Origin of the sequence: Echinicola pacifica DSM 19836 (genome assembly GCF_000373245.1) — a bacterium.
GTDB lineage: Bacteria > Bacteroidota > Bacteroidia > Cytophagales > Cyclobacteriaceae > Echinicola > Echinicola pacifica.
The window spans coordinates 20,696-41,824 of sequence record NZ_KB890738.1; the positions used below are offsets into that span (position 1 = coordinate 20,696).

Below are 21,129 nucleotides of genomic sequence, written 5' to 3' on the forward strand. Positions count from 1 at the left end.
CAGATAAATTAATTAATAGAGATGAAATACTAAGGATATTTCCTCCACAGAGAGATAACTGCCCTGAAAATAAGGTTAAAAAACCGTCCAGCTCTTATGGTTTAGCGGAATAGTGTAAGCGGTAGGATTTCACAGCCAAGGTATCCTGACTTGTCATATGCTCAATAAAATCCTCATTAAAAACATTATGAACCGTACCGAAGTCCACGGATATCAGTGTGCCTTCCTCAGAATATCGGACAAGCTTATAATACAATAAGGCCACTTCCAGCGCAGACTGCTCCTCGCCATACATGATATGCTGGATAGTGTACTGCCCATAGCTGCTGATATCATAGGGGAATTTAAAGAAGTCCGTGTCCACCAGCGGCGTATCCTCCACCTCATTCATCAAATTAGATTTCATGATAATGGCATCCTCCACCCTCTCCACGGCTGAGATCTCCGAGGCGAAACTAATCCTACCGTTGGCAAAATAGGTAAATCGGGCACCATCCCCATAATTGATCCCTGGCTCCACAAATTTAGAATTGTATGAAGTGAAGCCTATGGTATAATACCGCCCCAAATAGTCGGCAATGCTGATGTTTTCTGATAGAGGATCTAATAGCTCTCCTCCCGCAAATACACGCATCTCAGACTTGACAGCAATGGAATCAAAAGTCAAGGTAATCGGATAAGCAGGAAGCTGCTCCTGCTCCTCACAGGAATAAAAAACTGCTATCACGCATAATAATGCCCAGAGGCCAGAGGAAGGTATTGATTTCTTCATTTTTATTAAATCGTATTAAGTATAAAACTTTAATTTTATTCTTTCTCCCAAACATAAATATAAAAATCTCCCCAAGTGGTGACATAAATAGAATTTTGTCACCACTTGGAGATATAATGAATTTTTAAATCAATAAATTAGCCCGGAAGCAAAACCGTATGATTCATGGCACGAAAAATACCAGAGGGAGAATTCCGAAATAAGGAGCGCACAAAGCTAAAACTGATCCAAGCGGTAGGGGTGATCATCCGCACCGAGGGCTATACCAAGCTTGGTGTAAACCGCATAGCCGACACTGCCGGGGTTAGCAAAAAACTAATCTACCGCTACTTCGGAAATGCAGATAAGCTCATTGAGACTTATGTAAAAGGCGAGGATTACTGGATGATGTTTTCTACTTCTGATCAGGAGCCAATCGAGGAGTCTGTGGAAGACCAGGGACAAGCAGCCATAGCAAGGATGCTTAAAAGTCTCTATGAGCATCTGGAGAGTTCTCCAGAAGCACGAAAGATCATCGTCTGGGAGATAAGCGAAAAAAGTCAACTCATGAAAGAGGTCAGCCAAAATCGCGAAAAATTCGGCGCCCCGATTTTAGCTCAGCTGGATGCTTTCTTCGATTCCAGCGACATCGATATCAGGGGGATCCTATCCCTTCTGCTAGGGGGGATATATTATATCAACTTACATTCAAATAGCACTGGGGGGAACTTTTGCGAGATAGAAAACCAATCCGAAGAACGCAAGAAACGCATTTTCAAAAGCTTGGAGGCCATTTTGGAATGGACCTACGAGGAGGCTGGGAAGCAAAAAACCAGAGAGAAAACTCCAAGCAAATAAAATCAAGAATCCTAAATAACCTGAGCTGAGGCCCTTACAGAAAAGGTCTAAAGCTGGACAGCAATAGAATCCTAAACTGTTTTACTCGAAAGAAGTAAAACAGTTATCTTTAATTTCTTATAAATATTGAATAACTTCTAGGGCTTTTCCCAATACTAATTTTAGCATAAACCATAGACTTACCATGACTAGCGCAATAAATATTAAAGAGATCTTCGAGGCATTAGAACTTAATGAAGTAAACAAAGGCACCTGGACCGGTGTGGATGCGATAGACCTCAAAGGGGAGTGGCTGATCAGTCATTCCCCTGTGGACGGTCAGGAGATCGGCAAGGTTCAGATGACCAGCCGCGAGTCTTACGAAAAGGTAATTACGAAAGCCGAGAAGGCCTTCAAAACCTGGCGGAAGGTCCCGGCACCACAGCGGGGGGAAGTCATCCGTCAGATTGGCAATGAACTAAGGAAGAAAAAAGAAGCTCTGGGGAGATTGGTTTCTTACGAAATGGGGAAATCCTACCAGGAAGGACTGGGAGAAGTGCAGGAGATGATAGACATCTGTGATTTTGCGGTGGGGCTATCGCGGCAGCTATATGGCCTGACCATGCATTCAGAGCGTCCCGCACACCGCATGTACGAGCAGTGGCACCCCCTGGGCTTAGTCGGTATTATCTCAGCCTTTAACTTTCCTGTGGCTGTATGGGCATGGAATACCATGATCGCCTGGACCTGCGGCAATGTATGCGTATGGAAGCCCTCCGAAAAGACCCCACTGACCTCATTGGCCTGCCAGCAATTGGCGGCGAACATCTTCAAGACCAATGGTTATCCCGAAGGCATCTGCTCACTCCTTACGGGCGATGCCATCGTGGGCTCTTATCTTACCCAGGATCCACGCATCGCATTGGTCTCCGCCACTGGCTCCATCGGGATGGGCAAGGCCGTGGGCGAAGCCGTCGGAGGTCGATTAGGAAAGGTATTGCTGGAGCTGGGAGGAAATAATGCTATGATCATCTCCGATCAAGCTGACCTGGAGATAGCCATTCGGGGAGCGCTATTTGGCGCTGTCGGTACCGCCGGGCAGCGATGTACCAGCACCAGAAGGCTGATCATCCGTGAGAATATCTATGAGGAAGTGAAAGAACGACTCGCCACGGCCTATCAAAAATTGACTATCGGCAATCCATTGGACGAAAAAAACCATATCGGTCCCTTGATCGATCAGTCTGCCGTAAATCAGTACCTAAGAGCGATCGAAAGAGTAAAGGCAGAAGGCGGACATGAGGTGGTCCCAGGGGAGGTCCTGCAAGGTGCTGGCTACGAGTCCGGCTGCTATGTCAAGCCATGTATTTACGAGGTGGAAAACCACTTCCAGATCGTCCAGCATGAGACCTTTGCTCCCATACTTTATTTGATCAAATACACCGAACTGGATGAGGCGATCAGCCTGCAAAATGCCGTTCCACAAGGTCTTTCTTCCGCTATAATGACCCTCAATATGAGGGAAATGGAAACATTCCTCTCCGTCCAAGGCTCTGACTGCGGTATCGCTAATGTAAATATAGGTACCTCAGGAGCGGAAATTGGAGGGGCTTTCGGGGGTGAAAAAGAGACCGGCGGTGGAAGGGAGTCCGGTTCTGACGCCTGGAAAGCCTATATGCGCCGACAAACCAATACCATAAATTATAGCTCAGAGCTACCACTAGCTCAGGGCATCAAATTCGATATTTAAGTCCTAACTGTTTTGCTTTCCCTCAATACCAAAAGCAAATATCAATGGAGTTTCCTTCTTCCTCAAGGAGGAAACTCCTAAATTTCCATCACTCTATTTGCCATTGGTCGATAGAGAAATAGCTTTAAAAAAACCCAAATGAAAAGAATAAACAAAATCGTACTGGCCTGGATGATTACACTTCTAAGCCCTGGAATAGTGGCGCATTCACAGACTGATTATACTTCAGAAATCAAGGTTTTTCAGGAAGAGCTCAACACAGAATTTGCGAATCCGGAGGAATCTCCCCTGAAAGAGGAAGATCTGGCGGAGTTTAAAGCGTTGGATTTCTTCCCCATCGACTCCTCCTACCGCGTGGAAGCGGAATTTGTGAGAAGCAAAGATGCGGCGCCTTTTAAGATGGAAACCACGACCGCCAGAAGGCCCATTTATGAGAAATATGGAGAGGTATATTTTACCCTAGCGGGAAATAAATACCGACTCAATATCTACCAAAGTCATGACCTAAGAGAAAAGGAAGAATACAGAACCTACCTTTTCCTCCTTTTCACCGACCAAACCAATGGCAGTGAGAGCTATGGTGGAGGGCGCTTCATCGACCTGCAAATCCCCGATGGAGAACAGCTCATCCTGGACTTCAATAAGGCCTACAATCCTTACTGTGCTTATAATGCTAAATACTCCTGCCCCATCCCGCCTAAGGAAAATGATATGCCTATGGAAATTAGAGCGGGCGTAAAGAAATTTCATGATTAGGCCAGACACAGACCCAGGGAGTCGGGAGTGAATACTATTCACTTTAGCACAGCTAGATATTGGTATAAAAACACTTGAAAGAACAGTGAAACTAAAATCCCATTGCTTTCTCAGAGGGCAGCGCCTATTTAAGTGGCCGAACCTATGGATATTTTCAGCTTCATTATCAGGCAGTTAAATTTTATGTTATTTTTTTTCTTTTGAATATTTGCCAGAATGAAAAATACACCTACCTTTGCAATCCAATTCAACAACAAATTGTTGGAAACGACCAGGGAATTTAGCTCAGTTGGTTCAGAGCATCTGCCTTACAAGCAGAGGGTCGGGGGTTCGAATCCCTCAATTCCCACATTAGATTAAAAGGTAAACAACGGTTTACCAAAATAGAGAAAACATTCTTGGGAATTTAGCTCAGTTGGTTCAGAGCATCTGCCTTACAAGCAGAGGGTCGGGGGTTCGAATCCCTCAATTCCCACCATATTGCCTTTGCATAAGCAGAGGCTTTTTTTTTGCCCAATTTTTCCCCGTTCCGGCGCAATTTTCTTTTTGATCTAGAGACAAAGTCAAGAAAGGTGAGGCTTCATTTGAAAATACACTCAGTAATAAGACAAGCTAAAAAACCCTGGCTAATATTACTATCCAATATTGTCATTCTACTGGATTTGAGGACCTTAAGGCCTACGTAAAATTGACGAAGAATATAATTTTGTATACGCAAAACATTTCCTTCTATGGGAAATAATTATATATTGCACTGGGAAACAGATATAACCAACTGTATGTCAACCGGAAAGAAGCAAAGTTCTTAAATAAACGTCTTCGTTGATTTTTTCTATTTATCACTGTGCTTTTTATGAAAAATAAGCCTCCCATTATCAACTGTCACACGCACGTATTTACAGCGGACTCGGTCCCTCCCTACCTTGCAAAAACCATCGTGCCTTTAAAGCTTTGGTTTTTTCTCCACTTAGGCTTTTTTGTGAAAATTACTAGGTGGTGGTTCAGGTCTAGTTTTAGCCCTTACAAATGGCCCTACCAGAGTTGGTATCGCAAATTGCGCCATATTTTATACCAGCTACGCACCGCAATGATCCGGTATTTTATTTGGCAACTGGTAAAAACCATTTTTGGAGTGATTATCGTTGCTTCGATATTTCATATAACCTATAAAGGAACCATTCAGCCTTGGTTAATTAAAGAATGTATTTCCACGGCATGGGCTGATGGGATCCATACTTTTCTTACCAATCACGGAATACTGATCGTAGTAGATAATTGGTGGATTAAAGGCTTATTACTTATAATTCTGCTCTTATTTTTCCCAAGTGGGAGAAACCTGCTCCTATTTTTATTGAAGAAGTTCTCAGGATTATTGCAAATGCTTCCAGGCAAAAGCACAATGGGGATTATCAGTCGCTATGTGAATATCCTGCGTTTTGCTCAATACAAGCATCAGAAAGACATCTTCTCAAAGTTGATCAACCAATACCCTCCAGGAACTCAAATGATTGTTTTGCCCATGGATATGAAGTTTATGGATGCCGGAGAGCCCAAGAAACCTTTTGAGCAACAGATGTCGGAGCTCTACGAGCTCAAAAAAAGACGTTCACAGCAGATCCATCCTTTTTTGTTCGTAGATCCCAGAAGGGAATCCGCCGGAAACAAAGCATTTTTCAATTACACGATCGAAGGCAGTAAGGTGGTATTGGATAATGATTGTTTTATCAAAGAATACATGGAGGACAAGGCGTTCGCAGGATTCAAAATCTACCCTGCACTGGGGTATTACCCATTTGACGAAGCTTTATTACCCTTGTGGAAGTATGCCGCGGACAATGGCATCCCCATTATGACACATTGTATCCGTGGTGTGATTTACTATAGGGGGCCAAAGAAAAAGGAATGGGACGAACATCCGGTCTTTGAACAAAACATGAATTCTCAGGATGACAAGTCAAAAAAATATAAGCCCTTGCATTTAGAGCAGATTGAAGCCAATGATGTCCAAGAGATCTTTACTCACCCTCTTAATTACGCTTGCCTGCTTAAACCCAGCCTTTTGGTTAAGCTGGTAGCTAAAGCAAAAGACGATCGTATCCGTCAGCTATTTGGCTACGATCCGGAAACCAATACGCTAAAAACAGGCCTTGAGCATTTGAAGATTTGCTTTGGACATTTTGGAGGAGAAGAGGAGTGGGAAAAGTATTTCGAAAAGGACAGAGACAATTATACTTCTCAAATAATCAGGAAACCCTTCCAGGGAATAGAATTTCAGTCCTACCAAGGAAAAGCTCGAAAGGGCAAACTTGAACAAATCTGGCATTCAGTGGATTGGTACTCTATTATTTGCAGTTTGATGCTACAACACGAAAATGTTTACGCTGATATCAGCTATATTCTACACGGTGATGCGAAGATTCTCCCACTGCTACATTTTTCTCTTGAGAATGAGGTGCTAAAAAAACGTATTCTGTATGGTAGCGATTTCTACGTCGTCAGGAATCATAAATCGGATAAGAATATGATGGCAGATATGAGAGCACGACTCACCGAGCTGGAGTTTGATCAAATAGCACGCATAAATCCAGTGAGCTATCTTCAACGATCCATACCTGGCCATGCCGATATCAACGATTCTACTTTAAATATCTAGGGAAGCCTCTCTTATCAGATATCATACATTGCTGGTCCGCCCCCGACATGACCAGCCCTCCACGTACCTGCTTTATGTAGCCCCTAATTTCCATTTCATCATTTTGAATAGCGCCGATTTTGAGGATTCTCATGCCGATTATCCCGGGTCATTCCTCTAGTTTTAGGAGCTCCACGATGATGTCCAGCTATTTCTATTGAGCCAGTTTTTTTATGCAGAGCAGCAGATGGAGAAAGAGATCAGCAGAAGGCCTTATTGGAGAAATTTCTACTTCATAAATCACCAAAAGGTTAAAAAAAGGCTGAAACTAATTAAAACAACAAAATTTACTTTTACTCCATTTTGCATTTTTAACTATTTTCACCCCTGTTCATTGACCAATTATTAATAATGAAGAAATGCCAACGATTTAAATTATAAAAACCATATTTTTTCAAAATTTTTGGACTAATCATTTGCTTAATAAAATGTGATGTCTATACCTTTGTGAATTATGTCACGAACATTTATCAGGTTATTACTCGCATTTAGTGTGCTTCTTTCGAGCAGCTATGCGTCGGTATTTGCCCATACTGATCTGGACATAGAGGCGGTGGCGCGACAGGAATTTTCGTCAACTAGTCATCAGCAGCTTCACCCGAATTTTTTTAAGACTAAAATCTCCAACTCTCAATCTCTAACCCGGACTCCCTATTCGCTGGAGTCTGATGGAGCGGAGGAAGAGGCCGAAGAACCCAATCCTCATAATTTCCCCAACAGTCATTGGGGTTTATTTTACGAATGGGCCCTCGCTGGCAAAGTTCAGTGCAGCAAGGACGTATCCGTACAGGCAATAGCATTACCCTATTTATTATTTCCCGAGAGACGCCACCTTCTTATGGAGGTTTTTTTAATTTGATATTATTTCGGGGGCATTAAGAGCCACTTTCTCCTTCCTATTTTTGACCCATGCTATGGTATTTTCACTCATTTTGTGGGGAAGCGCAGGGTTTTCATCATGAAAAACCTACGATTATTCCCCAAAGGAGTTAGCGATAGCTGAACCCAGTTGGTCGGATCAATTCGTATGATCCTGTGAAAGGAAGCATTCCAGAGAGTCCAGTTTTTATTCCCCCATCACTGCGCGAGTCCAGTATCAGGCAGACAATCAAGGAAAATCTTGTTTCGTCTACACCCATTCACCTGATGAAGGCTCAGCTTTTTACGCCCAAAATAAAACTTCCGAATATTACTCTAAAAACAAATTAGTTGAATCTATGAAAAGATTAATCATGTCACTGGTGAGCCTATGCGCCATCAGCTATCTGGCATCCTGCACCAGCCATGGAGAAGAGCACAAAGAGGAGCATGCCTCCCTTCCTGTCACCACACCAATGATCAAAGACACTACGCTCGTGGATGAATATGTATGTCAAATCCATTCCATCAGCCATATAGAGCTGCGTGCGCAAGAGAGAGGCTACTTAGAAGACATTTATGTGGACGAGGGTCAATTTGTAAAGAAAGGGCAGCTTTTATTCAGGATCATGCCCAAGCTATATGAAGCAGAGCTTCAAAAAGCAAAGGCGGAAGCCAGTTTTGCAGAGATCGAGTACCAAAACACCAAAACTTTGGCCGACCAAAATGTGGTGGCTCCCAATGAGCTCGCGATGGCCAAGGCAAAGCTAGAAAAAGCCAATGCAGAAGTGGCCCTTGCTGATGCCCACCTGCAATTCACCCAAATCCGAGCGCCTTTTGATGGGATCATCGATAGATTTCACGTGAGACTGGGGAGCTTGCTAGATGAGGGAGAGCTGCTGACGAGTCTTTCGGACAATAGCAAAATGTGGGTGTACTATAACGTCCCTGAGGCAGAATACCTCGATTACCAAACGAATATAAATACTAACGAAGGCACCTCAGTAAAGCTTCTGATGGCAAATAACAAGGTATTTGATCAGGAAGGCGTGGTGGAAACCATCGAGGCAGATTTCAATAATGAAACTGGAAACATCCCTTTCAGAGCCACATTCCCTAATCCAAACGGGCTACTCAGACATGGGGGCACGGGCAATATCCGCATGGGAATCCCCGTAAAAAACGCTATGATCATCCCTCAGAAGGCCACTTTTGAGGTGCTAGACAAGAACTATGTGTATGTGGTGGGAGATGATCATATTATTCATTCCCGACCGATCACCATTGAAGCGGAGCTTCCACATATCTATATCGTAAGCGCAGGGCTGGAAAAAGACGACAAAATTCTGTTGGATGGCCTAAGGCTGGTAAGAGAAAATGACAAGATCACCTATGATATGGTATCTCCGGAAAAAGCACTTTCGGAGTTGACCTTATATGCCGAATAATCCACTATTAAAAAAACAGAAGCAATGTTTCAAAAATTCATTAAGCGGCCTGTATTTGCGATAGTCATTTCGGTCATTATAGTATTTGTGGGAGCGCTATCGATCATGCAGCTCCCCATATCCCAATTCCCACAGATAGCGCCGACCACGGTCAATATATTCATTGCCTATCCCGGCGCGAGTGCGGATGTATTGGTAAAGTCCACGCTGGTGACCCTCGAAAACTCCATCAATGGGGTGCAGGGCATGAGGTATATGGCCACTGACGCCACCAGTGCTGGTGAGGCCACCTTACGGGTGATCTTTGACCCCGGCACAGATCCAAACGAAGCTGTGATCAGGGTAAAAACCCGGGTGGATCAGGTCATGCCCCTACTCCCCGAGCTGGTGCAAAGGGAAGGTGTCGTGATCACCCCCATCCAGCCCAGTATGTTGATGTATGTCAACCTCTACTCTACCGACAAGAATATGGATGAGAAATTCCTGTACAACTATGCCGATGTGAAGATGATCCCAGAGATCAACCGGATCAAGGGTGTCGCCAGAGCACAGATTCTCGGAAGCAGAAAATACGCCATGCGGGTATGGCTAAATCCCGACAGAATGCGTGCTTATAATATCTCCATCGACGAGGTAATGGAAGCCATGCAAGAGCAAAGTATCGTGGGCCGCCCCGGACGTCTGGGAAGAAGCTCAGGAATGGAAGCCCAGTCACTGGAGTATGTATTGACCTATAAGGGGCGATTTAACGAACCTGCCGAATACGAAAATATCATCATCAGAGCCAATGCTGAGGGGGAAAGCATCCACCTCAGAGACATCGGTAAGGTGGAGCTGGGAAGTGAATTCTTTGATATCTACTCCAACCTAGACGGCAAGCCCTCTGCCGCCATCGTGCTGAAGCAGAACTATGGAAGTAATGCCAGTGATGTAATCGCAGAGGTGAAAGCCAAAGTGGAAGAGATGAAGGCAGACTTCCCTCCAGGCATAGAATACAATATCAGCTATGACGTATCAAAATTCCTGGATGCCTCCATCGAGCAGGTAATCCACACCCTCCGGGATGCCTTCATATTGGTAGCATTGGTGGTATTTATCTTCTTAGGTGATTGGAGATCCACCTTGATTCCGATTTTGGCGGTTCCTGTATCGCTGATCGGCGCCTTCTTTGTGATCCAGTTTTTTGGGCTGTCCATTAACCTGGTCACGCTGTTTGCCCTGGTGCTGGCGATCGGGATTGTGGTGGATGATGCCATAGTGGTGGTCGAGGCCGTCCATGCCAAAATGGAGGAATTCCCCCATCTGAGCCCTTACCAAGCGGTGAAGCGAGTGTTGGGCGAAATTAGTGGAGCCATCATCGCCATCACCATGGTCATGGTTTCGGTATTCCTGCCAATTTCCTTTATGTCCGGCCCGGTGGGGACCTTTTACCGTCAGTTTTCCATCACCATGGCCAGTGCCATCGTGATATCGGCGGTGATAGCCCTTACGCTGACCCCGGTGCTCTGTGCCATGTTACTAAAAAATAACCATGGAAAAGCAAAAAAATCCAACCTCCTCACCAAGAGTCTGGACACATTCAATGGGGCCTTTGACCGGCTTACAGGCAAATATGTAGGATTGCTGAAAAATATCGTAAGCAGAAGATGGCTGACCTTCGGAATATTATTGGCCTTTGGGGTCGGGATTTTCTTTGAAAGCCAGATCCTTCCATCCGGATTTATCCCAAGTGAAGATCAAGGCACCATCTATGCCATCATCCAGACCCCTCCGGGTGCGACCCTGGAGAGAACCAATCAGGTATCCCATAAGCTGCAAAAAATCTGTGAGGAAATAGAAGGAGTCGAGTCCGTATCCTCCCTGGCGGGCTATGAGATCATGACGGAAGGTCGAGGTTCCAACGCCGGTACCTGTCTGATCAACCTGAAACCCTGGTCTGAAAGAGAGCATTCCGTCAAAGAAATTATGGAAGAACTCGAAGAAGAGTCCAAAGGTCTCGGCGCCATCGTAGAGTTCTTTGAGCCGCCAGCCATCCCAGGCTTTGGTTCCTCCGGAGGTTTCTCCCTCCGTCTGCTGGACAAGACCACGACGACAGACTATCAGGACTTCGATAAGATCAACCAGCAATTCATGGATGACCTCAGCAAAAGAGAAGAGCTGACAGGTCTCTTCACCTTCTTTGCGGCAAACTACCCGCAGTACGAACTGGAGATAGACAACGAGCTAGCCATGCAAAAAGGGGTATCGATCGGCAAAGCCATGGAAAACCTCAACATCCTGATCGGTAGTACCTATGAGCAGGGTTTCATCAAATTCGGCAGGTTCTTCAAGGTATATGTGCAGTCGGACCCCAAATTTAGAAGGCTTCCATCGGATGTGATGAACCTATACGTGAAAAATGATCATGGGGAGATGGTTCCCTATTCAGCCTTCATGAAACTGATAAAAACCCAGGGGCCGAATGAGGTGACCCGTTTCAATATGTATAATTCCTCGGCCATTCGAGGGCTTCCTGCGAAGGGATACACCACTGCCGATGCCATCCAGGCCGTCCGGGAGGTGGCAGCGCAGACGCTGTCCAAGGATTATGATATTGCCTGGGAAGGCCTGTCCTATGACGAGTCCAACCGCGGCAATGAATCCTTATATGTATTCCTGGTGGTATTGGTGTTTGTTTATTTTGTTTTAGCTGCGCAATATGAAAGCTTCATTATCCCACTGGCAGTGGTTACCTCCTTGCCTGTAGGGGTATTTGGTTCCTTCCTATTACTGAAACTTATGGGGCTGGATAATGATATCTATGCTCAGATAGGCCTGATCATGCTAATAGGATTGCTGGGCAAAAACGCCGTGTTGATCGTAGAGTTTGCGGTGCAAAAAAGGCAGCAAGGCTCCACTATTCTCCAAGCTGCGATCGAGGGTGCCAAAGTGAGGTTCCGGCCTATTCTGATGACCTCGTTTGCCTTCATAGCTGGGCTAATTCCATTGATTCTTGCCACAGGAGCGGGTGCCATTGGAAACCGCACCATTGGGGCTTCGGCCTTAGGAGGAATGCTCTTTGGGACCATCTTTGGGGTCATCATTGTGCCTGGTCTCTATTATATTTTTGGCAAGATGGCCGATGGCAGGCACCTAATCCAGAATGAAGACGAAGTTCCACTAACTGAAGATTATGATCATCATGCTTAAAAAAATAATAAATATAAGTTTAGTCCTGCTGATCTTCACCCTGATGATGAGCTCCTGCATGACGCCATCGGTAGTAGAAAAGACTGCCAATACCGCTGTTCCGGACAGTTTTGACAGCTCGCTGGACAGCATCAATTCCGCTTCTATAAAATGGAAGGAGTTCTTTGAAGATCCCTACTTAAGGGCCTTGATCGACACTGCCTTGCAGAACAATCAGGAGCTGAATATCACCTTACAGGAAATTCGCGTAGCGCAAAATGAGATCCAAGCAAAAAAGGGAGAATACCTCCCCTATGTGGATTTCAAGGCAGGTGCCGGAATGGATAAGGTAGGAAGATATACCAGCCGTGGGGCCAGCGAAGCCACCACCGACATCAAGCCCGGCAAGGAGATGCCCGACCCAGTGCCGGACTATATGTTTGGGGCTTTTGCCAACTGGGAGGTGGACGTGTGGAATAAGCTCCATAATGCCAAAAAAGCTGCCGTCGCCCGCTACCTTTCCTCGGTGGAGGGAAAGAACTTCATGGTCACCAATTTGATTGCGGAAATAGCCAACTCCTATTACGAGCTGTTGGCGCTAGACAACCAGCTGGCTATCGTGAAGCGCAATATCAATATCCAAAGTGATGCATTGAGGATCGTACGTCTCCAGAAGGATGCGGCAAGGGTTACCGAGCTGGCCGTTCGGAAATTCGAGGCGGAAGTCTATCATACCCGTAGCTTGCAGTTCGATATTCAGCAGGAAATCACTCAAGTCGAGAATAAGATCAATTACCTCGTGGGAAGGTATCCTCAGCCGATTGCAAGGAATGCAGATGGCTTCATGGATAGGATGCCTCAGCAAGTAAAACAGGGCATCCCCTCGCAGCTACTCGCCAACAGACCCGATATTCGGCAGGCAGAAATGGAGCTTGACGCGGCAAAACTCGACGTGAAGGTGGCTAAGGCAAGGTTTTACCCTTCTATAGGCATCAGTGCTGGAATAGGTTTTCAGGCGTTTAACCCCTCCTACCTTATCCAAACTCCCGAGTCACTGCTGTATTCGCTAGCCGGTGACCTCACCGCGCCGCTGATCAACAGGAAGGAAATCAAGGCCACCTATAAAAGTGCCAATTCCAAGCAAATCCAAGCCGTCTATAAATACGAGCAGACTATCCTCAATGCCTATGTGGAAGTCGCCAATCAGCTGGCAATCATCAATAATCTGGAGCAAAGCTACGGGCTAAAAGCCCAGGAAGTCCAGGCCTTGACCGAGTCCATCTCCATTTCCGGAGATTTGTTCAAATCGGCAAGAGCAGATTATATGGAAGTCCTGCTGACCCAAAGGGATGCGCTGGAAGCTAAATTTGATCTTGTAGAAACCAAAATGCAGCAGATGAGTGCATTTATCAATATGTACCAGGCCCTCGGAGGAGGCTGGGAATAAGATTTTATAATAGACCTACTTAAAGGGTAAAGATCTACTTTGCCAAAAACAAAAAAGCCTTCAACAATTTGTTGGAGGCCTTTTTTTTCTCTTTAAAAATCCTGTAAGGCCTATTCTATACGGGTCCTTCTGAGCACGATTTTATCGCTATTATTAAGAAGAAATCGTTTAATGGGTATTTTTTATTTGTCAGTCAAAAACAAAACTCCACAATCACCAAAATGCTATACTGAGCAGTAGTACCGCTGGTGAAGCCAATAAAGTAATTTCAATTCCTATCGGCAGGATACTGTTAAATTAGTTCGGTAAATCACCATTTATCACTATCTGTTTAGAGGATAATTCCCTGCTGATTATATTTGATTTTCATCTTATTTACGAAAGTCAGGAAACGCAATCCCTACCAGTCATGAAGCAATTTCTATCATTAATACTTGTCGCAGCACTATTCATACACAATACCGTTTTGGCTTGCACCCGGGTAGTATATATAGGCCCGAAGGGCAATGTCATCACTGCAAGAAGCATGGACTGGAAGGATGATATCGCCCCAAATCTATGGGTATTCCCGAGGGGGATAGAGAGAAATGGAGAGGTGGGTCCGCTTTCATTGGAGTGGAAATCGAAGTATGGGTCTGTGGTTTCCAGTGCTTGGGATATCGCCACGGTGGATGGACTAAATGAAAAAGGGCTGGTAGCCAATGTGCTTTGGCTGGTAGAGTCCAGCTACCCTAAATTTGATCCGGCGGGGGACAGGAAGGGCATCACCATCTCCGCATGGGCCCAATACGTGTTGGATAATTTTGCCACGGTGGAAGAAGCAGTCTCGGCTTTAGAAGACGAGCCATTTGTGGTGGTAAGTGACTTTATCCCCGGAACCAAAAAATTCACCACACTTCATCTATCCATCTCTGATGCCTCTGGGGACAATGCCATCTTCGAATATATCGATGGCCAACTGCTCATCCATCATGATCGCTCCTATACGGTAATGACCAATTCGCCCATATTCTCAGAGCAGCTGGCGCTCAATAAATACTGGCAGGGCATCCCGGGGACCATCATGCTTCCTGGCACCAACCGTGCGGCAGACCGCTTCGTGCGAGCCTCTTATTATATCAATGCCATTCCCCAGACGGAGGACACGAGAATAGCGATAGCCAGTGTATTCAGTGTCATCCGCAACTGCTCGGTGCCCTTTGGGATCAGTTCCGAATCAGAGCCTAATATCTCCTCCACCAGATGGAGATCAGTAGCCGACCAAAAAAACAAGATTTATTACTTCGAAACCGTCCTGACGCCAGGCACATTCTGGGTAGATCTGAATCAGTTTGATCTCCACTCCGGAGCAAAATCCAGAAAGCTAGTGCTCAGCAATCGGTCCTCCTTCAACGGCCTCGTCAACCAAAACTTCGTCGAAGCTGAGCCCTTCAAATTCCTAGGCCTATAATTCAGGAAAGAAAATAGTCAATTTTCTTTCCTCTAAATCTATTTAAAGTAAGGTGACAATTATACGGCGATAGCGGGTAAGAGGGGGAAGGCCTTGATCGGTCACCTCGCAGATAATATGGAAGGTCTGGCCTGATTTGGCATCTTTTGGCAGAGTGATCCTGATGGTTTCCTGGCTGGAATCCTGCAAGTTGAAATCCCCGGTATAGGTACTAGGCTCAGGATAATACCACCATTGATAACTGATCTCATCTCCATCAGGGTCATGCGAACCCTGTGCACTTAGGAGGATACTTTCGCCTGGATGGGCTTTCAGGTCCTCGGGATGGCTTAGGTTTACGATAGGGGCGTGATTTGCCTCTTCATAGGCTTTGATGGACCAATCTGCCCTAGCAGCAAAGTCATTTTGGAAAGCCTCCACCCAGCGCCAAGTGGGCTTTAGGTACTCCGTCAGTGGTTGATCATTGGGCTTAGCCTCTTTGAGCCTTTCTCTTCCCCAGGCGCTATTGCCATACCAGCGCCCCTCGGGGTAGCGGTATCCTTCCTCCTGGACTGGATCCAGCCATATATTTTCGCGGACCCTCACATATCTGCCGCCCCATCCTCCAAAATCAGGGGATTCCAAGCTGCGTAAGCCTGTGGGAATGGTATGAAGAAAAGCCGGCGAATCGCCTTCAGACCTAAAATCACCCTCATCAAATCCCTTATCCCCTTCTTTGTGCGCCGGGTACATGGATAATAATGGGCCATGATTATGTAGAATATTTTCATTCATCCATTTGGCGGAGAGGTATTTCTGCTCATGGGCAGGAAGGTACTTTTTCCAGTGATAGAATATGGCTATAAACTGATCTGAAATTATCGTAGGAATATTGTATTTGCCCCATACGGGGCGAATGTATTTCTGATAGGTATCGTCTTGTTCCCATATAAAATAAAAGCGGATCTTTTTCGCTACACGCTCCATTTTCTCGGGGTGGTTTTCTTCGATTGTTTTCAGTGCTCTGGCAATGGTATTCGTGCCACCCCAGGCCTGTATCCAGATGGGACGCTCGTCCGACTCATCCAAAAGCACTTTCACCATAAATTGTGAACCTTCGGTAATTTCCAGCATTTCTCCTTCAGACGCCACATTTCCGAGCAAAGTCCTCTCTTTCAGGTAAGCTGCGGAAGGGTAATTTTCATCGTGAAGGCGAAGGTTCGGAAGTACCTTGGCATACGCTTCCAGATAAGGAAGTGCCCAATCATCTCCAGCCCATTTATGGCCCTGCCAATGGTACTGGGAGCTAGAGGTGATAATACCTTCGATATCCCATTCGTTAGCATATAGGAGGAATCGAACCAAGGAACATTCATCATCTATCTCACCATCACTAGTCACGATCACCCTGGTCCTTTCGGGCACAGATTGGGCATTGGAAAAGTGAAGGCTGAGCATCGTCACTCCTAGAATGGCGGCGGATTTTGTAAGGTTTAGGAAAGGGATCATGGCTAAATAGGCTTTGACCAAAGGTCTTCATGGGATTTATTGAGGCAATTCACTTCACTTATCTTCTGGCCATTCGCTTTTAAGCTTATAATGGAAGGTGCTGTTGATGGATTCAGACTTAGCTTTATCCACCTGAAGTTTATCATTCTCCAGCAGTTTGATCATTTCGATTCCTGCGTATAAAACGGGGCCATAGCCATGGGTGGCCTGTGCACTGCTGCCTCGATTAAAGTAATAAGTATTATCGTGGGCAAAGGTAGTGGCTTCCACCGTCCCTTCCACGGCTCCGTCCGGTCGTACTCTGGTGGCCACCGCATTCCATCCCGTCATGGCCACCGGACCATATACATGATTTATCCAGCCTTCATTTATTCCTTTAGCTATCGCAAAGGTGAACATCGCAGTGGCAGAAGTTTCCAGAAAGGTGTCGTTTTTATCAAGCATATTGTGCCAAAAGCCCGTACCATCCTGTAAGCTAGTGAGGTTTTGGATCATAGAGCGATAGAGGTGCATTACCTGATCGCGCCCTTGGTAGGATTCTGGCAATATAGAAAGCAGTTCGGCCATCGCCATGAGAGTCCAGCCATTGGCACGAGCCCAGTAGAATCGAGGGTCATAGTCACCAGAAGTCACAGACCATCCATGGTCAAACAAGCCTTTGCTTGGTACATACAGCCTCTCAGCCATTTGGATGATTTGCTTTACGGCATCATCATAATACTTAGAGTTTCCGGTGAGCTTTCCCATATTCGCTAGGAATGGCACGGCCATATAGATATCGTCTGCCCAAATAGAAAGGTATTGGGGTCTGTGGCGAGCAAGTGTACCATCTGGCAGACGCACTTCTTTATTGGAAATATAATCTGCTATATAGTTGATCAAAGGAAGATAATCCTCATTTTTAACTTTTAAGTAAGTCTTGATCATCGCCGCCCCGATGGAGCCACAGTGATCCAAGGCATGGGTATTTGTCAGTTCTCGTAAAGCTCCTGACTGGGGGCCATACTGCTCAGCATGCTGCTGAAAATAAGGCAGTACCTCCACTATCCAGTCGTAATATTTCCTATTATTAGCCATAAATACAGGATCTCCTAGCTCCGTATCTATATAATCGAAGGCAGAAAGTACCACACCATGAGTATAGGACCATTCGGTAGAAAGTCCCTCAGTCAATCGCGCATTTTCCTGAGGTGAGGATAAATTGGTAATCTCCTTGCCCGTCTTAAAGTCTATAATTTTTTGCTCGCTAGACGTTTCATAATAGCCACGGACACGGTGTAATAGCGCAATAATCTGATCTCTTTGTGGGTATTCATAAGGAATCTGATAGTTCGGGACTCTCCCTGGCAGATCCTGAGCCTGCCCATGCGTACTTATGAGCATGGAAATAAGCGCAAAGCTTATCCATAATTTAGCCTTTGGCAAGCGTCGCAAAAGGTGGTGATGGCCATAAAAATGGCCCAGCCATTTATTTGAAGAATAGGAATGATTCATAATAGTATTACTTAGGGGTTTACAGTTACTATAATACGCGTATATCGGGTCAATGCAGGAGTGCCACTATCGGTCACCGCACAGATCAGGTGGATAGTTCCAGTTCCTTCGGGCACAGCAAAGGATGTCTTTGCTGCCTGCTTATCTTTGATTACCACCTTATCCGCAGCATTCAGGAAGCTGCTAGGCTCTGCATGCACATACCAGAGATAAGAAAGTCGGTCACCGTCCGGGTCCTTGCTTCCTGAGACATTGAGTTTTATGGTTTGGCCCGGACGAGCACTTTGATCCAGCTTGGACTTAGTTTTTACGATCGGCGCATGGTTCGCTTCCTTGAAGGACTTCACCGTCCAGTCTGCCCGTGCTGCGAAATCATTCTGAAAGGCATCCGACCATCTCCACATAGGTTTAAAATAAATTTCACGTTGCTCTTCTGTGGCGGTACTTCCTTCACGGACACTCGCACGTCCCCAGCCATTACTGCCATACCAGCGGCCTGAAGGATACTGATAGTTTGCATCTGGTACGGAGTCGAGCCAGGTATTTTCCCTTACCTTCACATATCGGCCACCCCACCCGCCATAATCGGGAGATTCCATGCTTCTAAGCCCTGTATCAATGGTATGCATAAAGGCAGGAGAATCTCCTTCAGATCGAAAATCCCCATTTTCCATTGCCGGATATATAGCCGCCAGGTGGCCATGGTTCTCCAGAATATTTGCCTTCATCCAGGGTCCCTCGAAGTACGGTTGCATTTCTTTTGGCTGCACTTTTGCCCAGCGATAGGCGATAGCTTCAAATTGATCTGAGATGATGGTCGGGATATTGTACTTACCCCAGTGCGGCCTAATGTATTCCTGATAAGTTACATCCTGCTCCCATATCAAATAAAGGCGCATCTTGCTCGCCACATACTCCATCTTGTCCGGATGTTCCTCTTCGATGGTCTTCAGGGCTCTGGCAATGGTATTGGTACCTCCCCAGGCTTGGATCCAGATGGGTCGGTCGTCGGTTTCATCAAGTAGCACCTTTACTATATGAGTGGACCCTGGCGTAATTTCAGTCATCTCCCCTTCCGTCTTTACATTCCCCAATAAGGTACGCTCACGCAAAAAATCAGGACTAGGATATTCCGGATCATGTTTTATAAGATTTGGGTAGTCTTTGGCATAAGCATCCAAATAGGGGTCTATCCAATCATCCCCAGGCCACTTATGTCCATGCCAATGGTATTGCGAACTGGAGGTGATGATTCCCTCCACATCCCATTCATTCACATAATAAAGAAATCTTACAATGGAGCATTGATCGTCTATCTCCCCATCACTGGTAACCAATATGCGTGTTTTTTCTGCATTCTTCTTCTGGGCCACTGCGCTTGTTAGGCTGCCCATGAGTACCAGAATTAATAGTAGGCTTGCGTTGAATTGTGTTTTCATTAGGATTAGGTTGAGTTTATTACTTAATGGAATGAGACCTCCAGGTACATGCTAAGGAATGGTATTACTGCTGATAAATTATTTTTTTCCAGCCTTCGTAATAGCCTAGAGTTTTTGTCTGTTGATCGCCAGGCAGGGTGGTATTTGAGGAAGTGGCGAAGGCTTTAAGTTGCTCAAGGCTCTTATACACTTTGGCATGTAATCCCGCGAGGTAAGCGGCCCCAAGAGCCGAGACATCTGTGATTTCTATATTGGTCACTTTTCGCTGAAGCAGGTCCGCCAGGAATTGAATCACAAACTTATTAGAGGTGATACCTCCGTCTATTTTCAATTCCGACAAAGGAGTCCCCGAATCTGCCTCCATGGCGGTGATCACATCTTTGATCTGATAGGGAACTGACTCCACTGCTGCCCGAATGATATGATCCTTAGAGCTTTCGAAGGTCAAGCCCTCAATTGAGGCTTTTCGATTCATATTCCAGTGGGGAGCACCTAGGCCCGCGAAAGCAGGGATGAGGTACACCCCTCCATTATCGGGAATGGAAAGGCAAATATTTTCCAAATCCATGGTTTCCTCAAAAAGACCAAGCTGATTTTTGACCCACTCTATGGTTGCTCCGGCAGAAACGATAATGCCCTCAAGTGCATAGTCCACACGCTCCTCGGTACTCCAGCAGATCGTGGTCACCATCCCATTCTGCGAGGGCATTGGTGTACTTCCAATATTCATCAGGATGGAGCTTCCTGTTCCTAGAGTTGCTTTTGCACTGCCGGGCTCAAAACACCCCTCCCCAAAAGCCGCCGCATGGGAATCTCCTATCATGGATGAAATGCTGATTGGATGATCCAAAAGCCCTTCCAGGTTACTCTCTCCAAAATAGCAGGAGGAAGGCTTTAGCTCGGGCAAATTGAGCCTTTCCAGCCCATATCGGCGAAGTAGGTCCCTATCCCAGCAGCGTTGATGGAGGTTAAAAAACATCGTTCTGGATGCATTAGTATAATCTGTACAATACGAGCTCCCATTGGTAAGCTTAAATAATAACCAGGTGTCTATCGTACCAAAATAAGCCTCGCCCTGATCGATGATCTTTTTTACCGAGGGATCATTTTCATAAAGCCATATGACTTTAGATCCTGAGAAATAAGGGTCGATGATGAGTCCCGTCTTCTGGGAAATCTCAGGACCTAAGCCCTCGCTACTTAGTCGTTCGCATATACTAATAGAGCGCTTGCACTGCCATACTACCGCATTATAAAGTGGCTTCCCAGCCTTGTCCCATAGCACAAAAGTCTCCCGCTGATTAGATATTCCACAGGCTTTAATTTGGCTTAGATCACCTTTTTTTGAGACAAATCCCCCTAGGCATTTACCGATAGCCGTAAGCACATTTTGATAAATACCCTCCGGATCTTGCTCCACATGATTACCCGATAGGTAATTGGTGGCCAGGACTTCTGTTTCTTTATGAATGGCCTTACCCTTTTCATCAAAGATGATAGTTTTGGTACTGCTTGTTCCCTGATCAATTGCTAAGATGAAAGCCATGAATT

At 45.7% G+C, this 21,129-nt stretch carries 14 protein-coding genes and 2 tRNA genes; 11 read left to right on the forward strand and 5 right to left on the reverse strand.

The genetic code is table 11. The annotated features are described in order from the left end of the window. Window positions 1-94 precede the first annotated feature (94 nt). Complete coding sequence (locus B050_RS0100070) at window positions 95-772, reverse strand: hypothetical protein (protein WP_018471822.1); 678 nt, start codon at window positions 770-772, stop codon at window positions 95-97. 165 nt (window positions 773-937) lie between these two features. Between B050_RS0100070 and B050_RS0100075 the strand changes: the two genes are divergently transcribed. The 11 genes from B050_RS0100075 (at window position 938) to B050_RS0100130 (ending at window position 15,157) form a co-directional block, all read left to right on the forward strand. Continuing rightward, the gene (locus B050_RS0100075) at window positions 938-1,609 is read left to right on the forward strand and encodes a TetR/AcrR family transcriptional regulator (protein WP_018471823.1); all 672 of its coding nucleotides are present in this window, start codon (window positions 938-940) and stop codon (window positions 1,607-1,609) included. Window positions 1,610-1,793: 184 nt separating this feature from the next. Continuing rightward, a complete protein-coding gene (gene amaB, locus B050_RS0100080; RefSeq protein ID WP_018471824.1) occupies window positions 1,794-3,338 on the forward strand; it encodes an L-piperidine-6-carboxylate dehydrogenase in 1,545 nt (514 codons plus the stop codon). A 138-nt stretch (window positions 3,339-3,476) separates the two neighbouring features. Beyond that, the gene (locus B050_RS0100085) at window positions 3,477-4,094 is read left to right on the forward strand and encodes a DUF1684 domain-containing protein (protein ID WP_018471825.1); all 618 of its coding nucleotides are present in this window, start codon (window positions 3,477-3,479) and stop codon (window positions 4,092-4,094) included. Window positions 4,095-4,368: 274 nt separating this feature from the next. After that, window positions 4,369-4,443, forward strand: a tRNA-Val gene (locus B050_RS0100090). A gap of 51 nt (window positions 4,444-4,494) precedes the next feature. After that, a tRNA-Val gene (locus B050_RS0100095) sits at window positions 4,495-4,572 on the forward strand. A 609-nt stretch (window positions 4,573-5,181) separates the two neighbouring features. Then, window positions 5,182-6,747, forward strand: coding sequence for an amidohydrolase family protein (locus B050_RS0100100; protein WP_018471826.1), 1,566 nt, complete (start codon window positions 5,182-5,184; stop codon window positions 6,745-6,747). Between the two features lie 493 nt (window positions 6,748-7,240). Then, on the forward strand, window positions 7,241-7,645 hold the full coding sequence (locus tag B050_RS0100110) for a hypothetical protein (RefSeq protein ID WP_018471828.1): 405 nt from the start codon (window positions 7,241-7,243) through the stop codon (window positions 7,643-7,645). A 358-nt stretch (window positions 7,646-8,003) separates the two neighbouring features. Further along, window positions 8,004-9,092, forward strand: coding sequence for an efflux RND transporter periplasmic adaptor subunit (locus tag B050_RS0100115; protein WP_026235491.1), 1,089 nt, complete (start codon window positions 8,004-8,006; stop codon window positions 9,090-9,092). A 24-nt stretch (window positions 9,093-9,116) separates the two neighbouring features. Further along, window positions 9,117-12,281, forward strand: coding sequence for an efflux RND transporter permease subunit (locus tag B050_RS0100120; RefSeq protein ID WP_018471830.1), 3,165 nt, complete (start codon window positions 9,117-9,119; stop codon window positions 12,279-12,281). After that, window positions 12,274-13,707 carry a TolC family protein gene (locus B050_RS0100125; RefSeq protein WP_044201550.1) on the forward strand — a complete coding sequence of 478 codons (1,434 nt, stop codon included), beginning with the start codon at window positions 12,274-12,276 and terminating at the stop codon, window positions 13,705-13,707. Before B050_RS0100120 ends, B050_RS0100125 begins: the two co-directional genes overlap by 8 nt. Window positions 13,708-14,116: 409 nt before the next feature. Next, entirely contained in the window at window positions 14,117-15,157 is a 1,041-nt protein-coding gene (locus B050_RS0100130) for a linear amide C-N hydrolase (protein ID WP_026235492.1), read from the forward strand. 42 nt (window positions 15,158-15,199) lie between these two features. Here the strand turns inward: B050_RS0100130 and B050_RS0100135 are convergent, their stop codons facing one another. From B050_RS0100135 to B050_RS0100150, 4 genes are all read right to left on the reverse strand, one after another. Further along, window positions 15,200-16,645, reverse strand: a complete 1,446-nt coding sequence (locus tag B050_RS0100135; RefSeq protein ID WP_018471833.1) for a nucleoside hydrolase-like domain-containing protein — start codon at window positions 16,643-16,645, stop codon at window positions 15,200-15,202. Between the two features lie 54 nt (window positions 16,646-16,699). Then, on the reverse strand, window positions 16,700-18,139 hold the full coding sequence (locus tag B050_RS21905; protein ID WP_018471834.1) for a glycoside hydrolase family 88/105 protein: 1,440 nt from the start codon (window positions 18,137-18,139) through the stop codon (window positions 16,700-16,702). An 11-nt stretch (window positions 18,140-18,150) separates the two neighbouring features. Continuing rightward, the gene (locus B050_RS0100145; RefSeq protein WP_018471835.1) at window positions 18,151-19,578 is read right to left on the reverse strand and encodes a DUF1593 domain-containing protein; all 1,428 of its coding nucleotides are present in this window, start codon (window positions 19,576-19,578) and stop codon (window positions 18,151-18,153) included. A gap of 64 nt (window positions 19,579-19,642) precedes the next feature. Further along, the gene (locus B050_RS0100150) at window positions 19,643-21,124 is read right to left on the reverse strand and encodes an FGGY family carbohydrate kinase (protein ID WP_018471836.1); all 1,482 of its coding nucleotides are present in this window, start codon (window positions 21,122-21,124) and stop codon (window positions 19,643-19,645) included. Window positions 21,125-21,129: the final 5 nt, after the last annotated feature.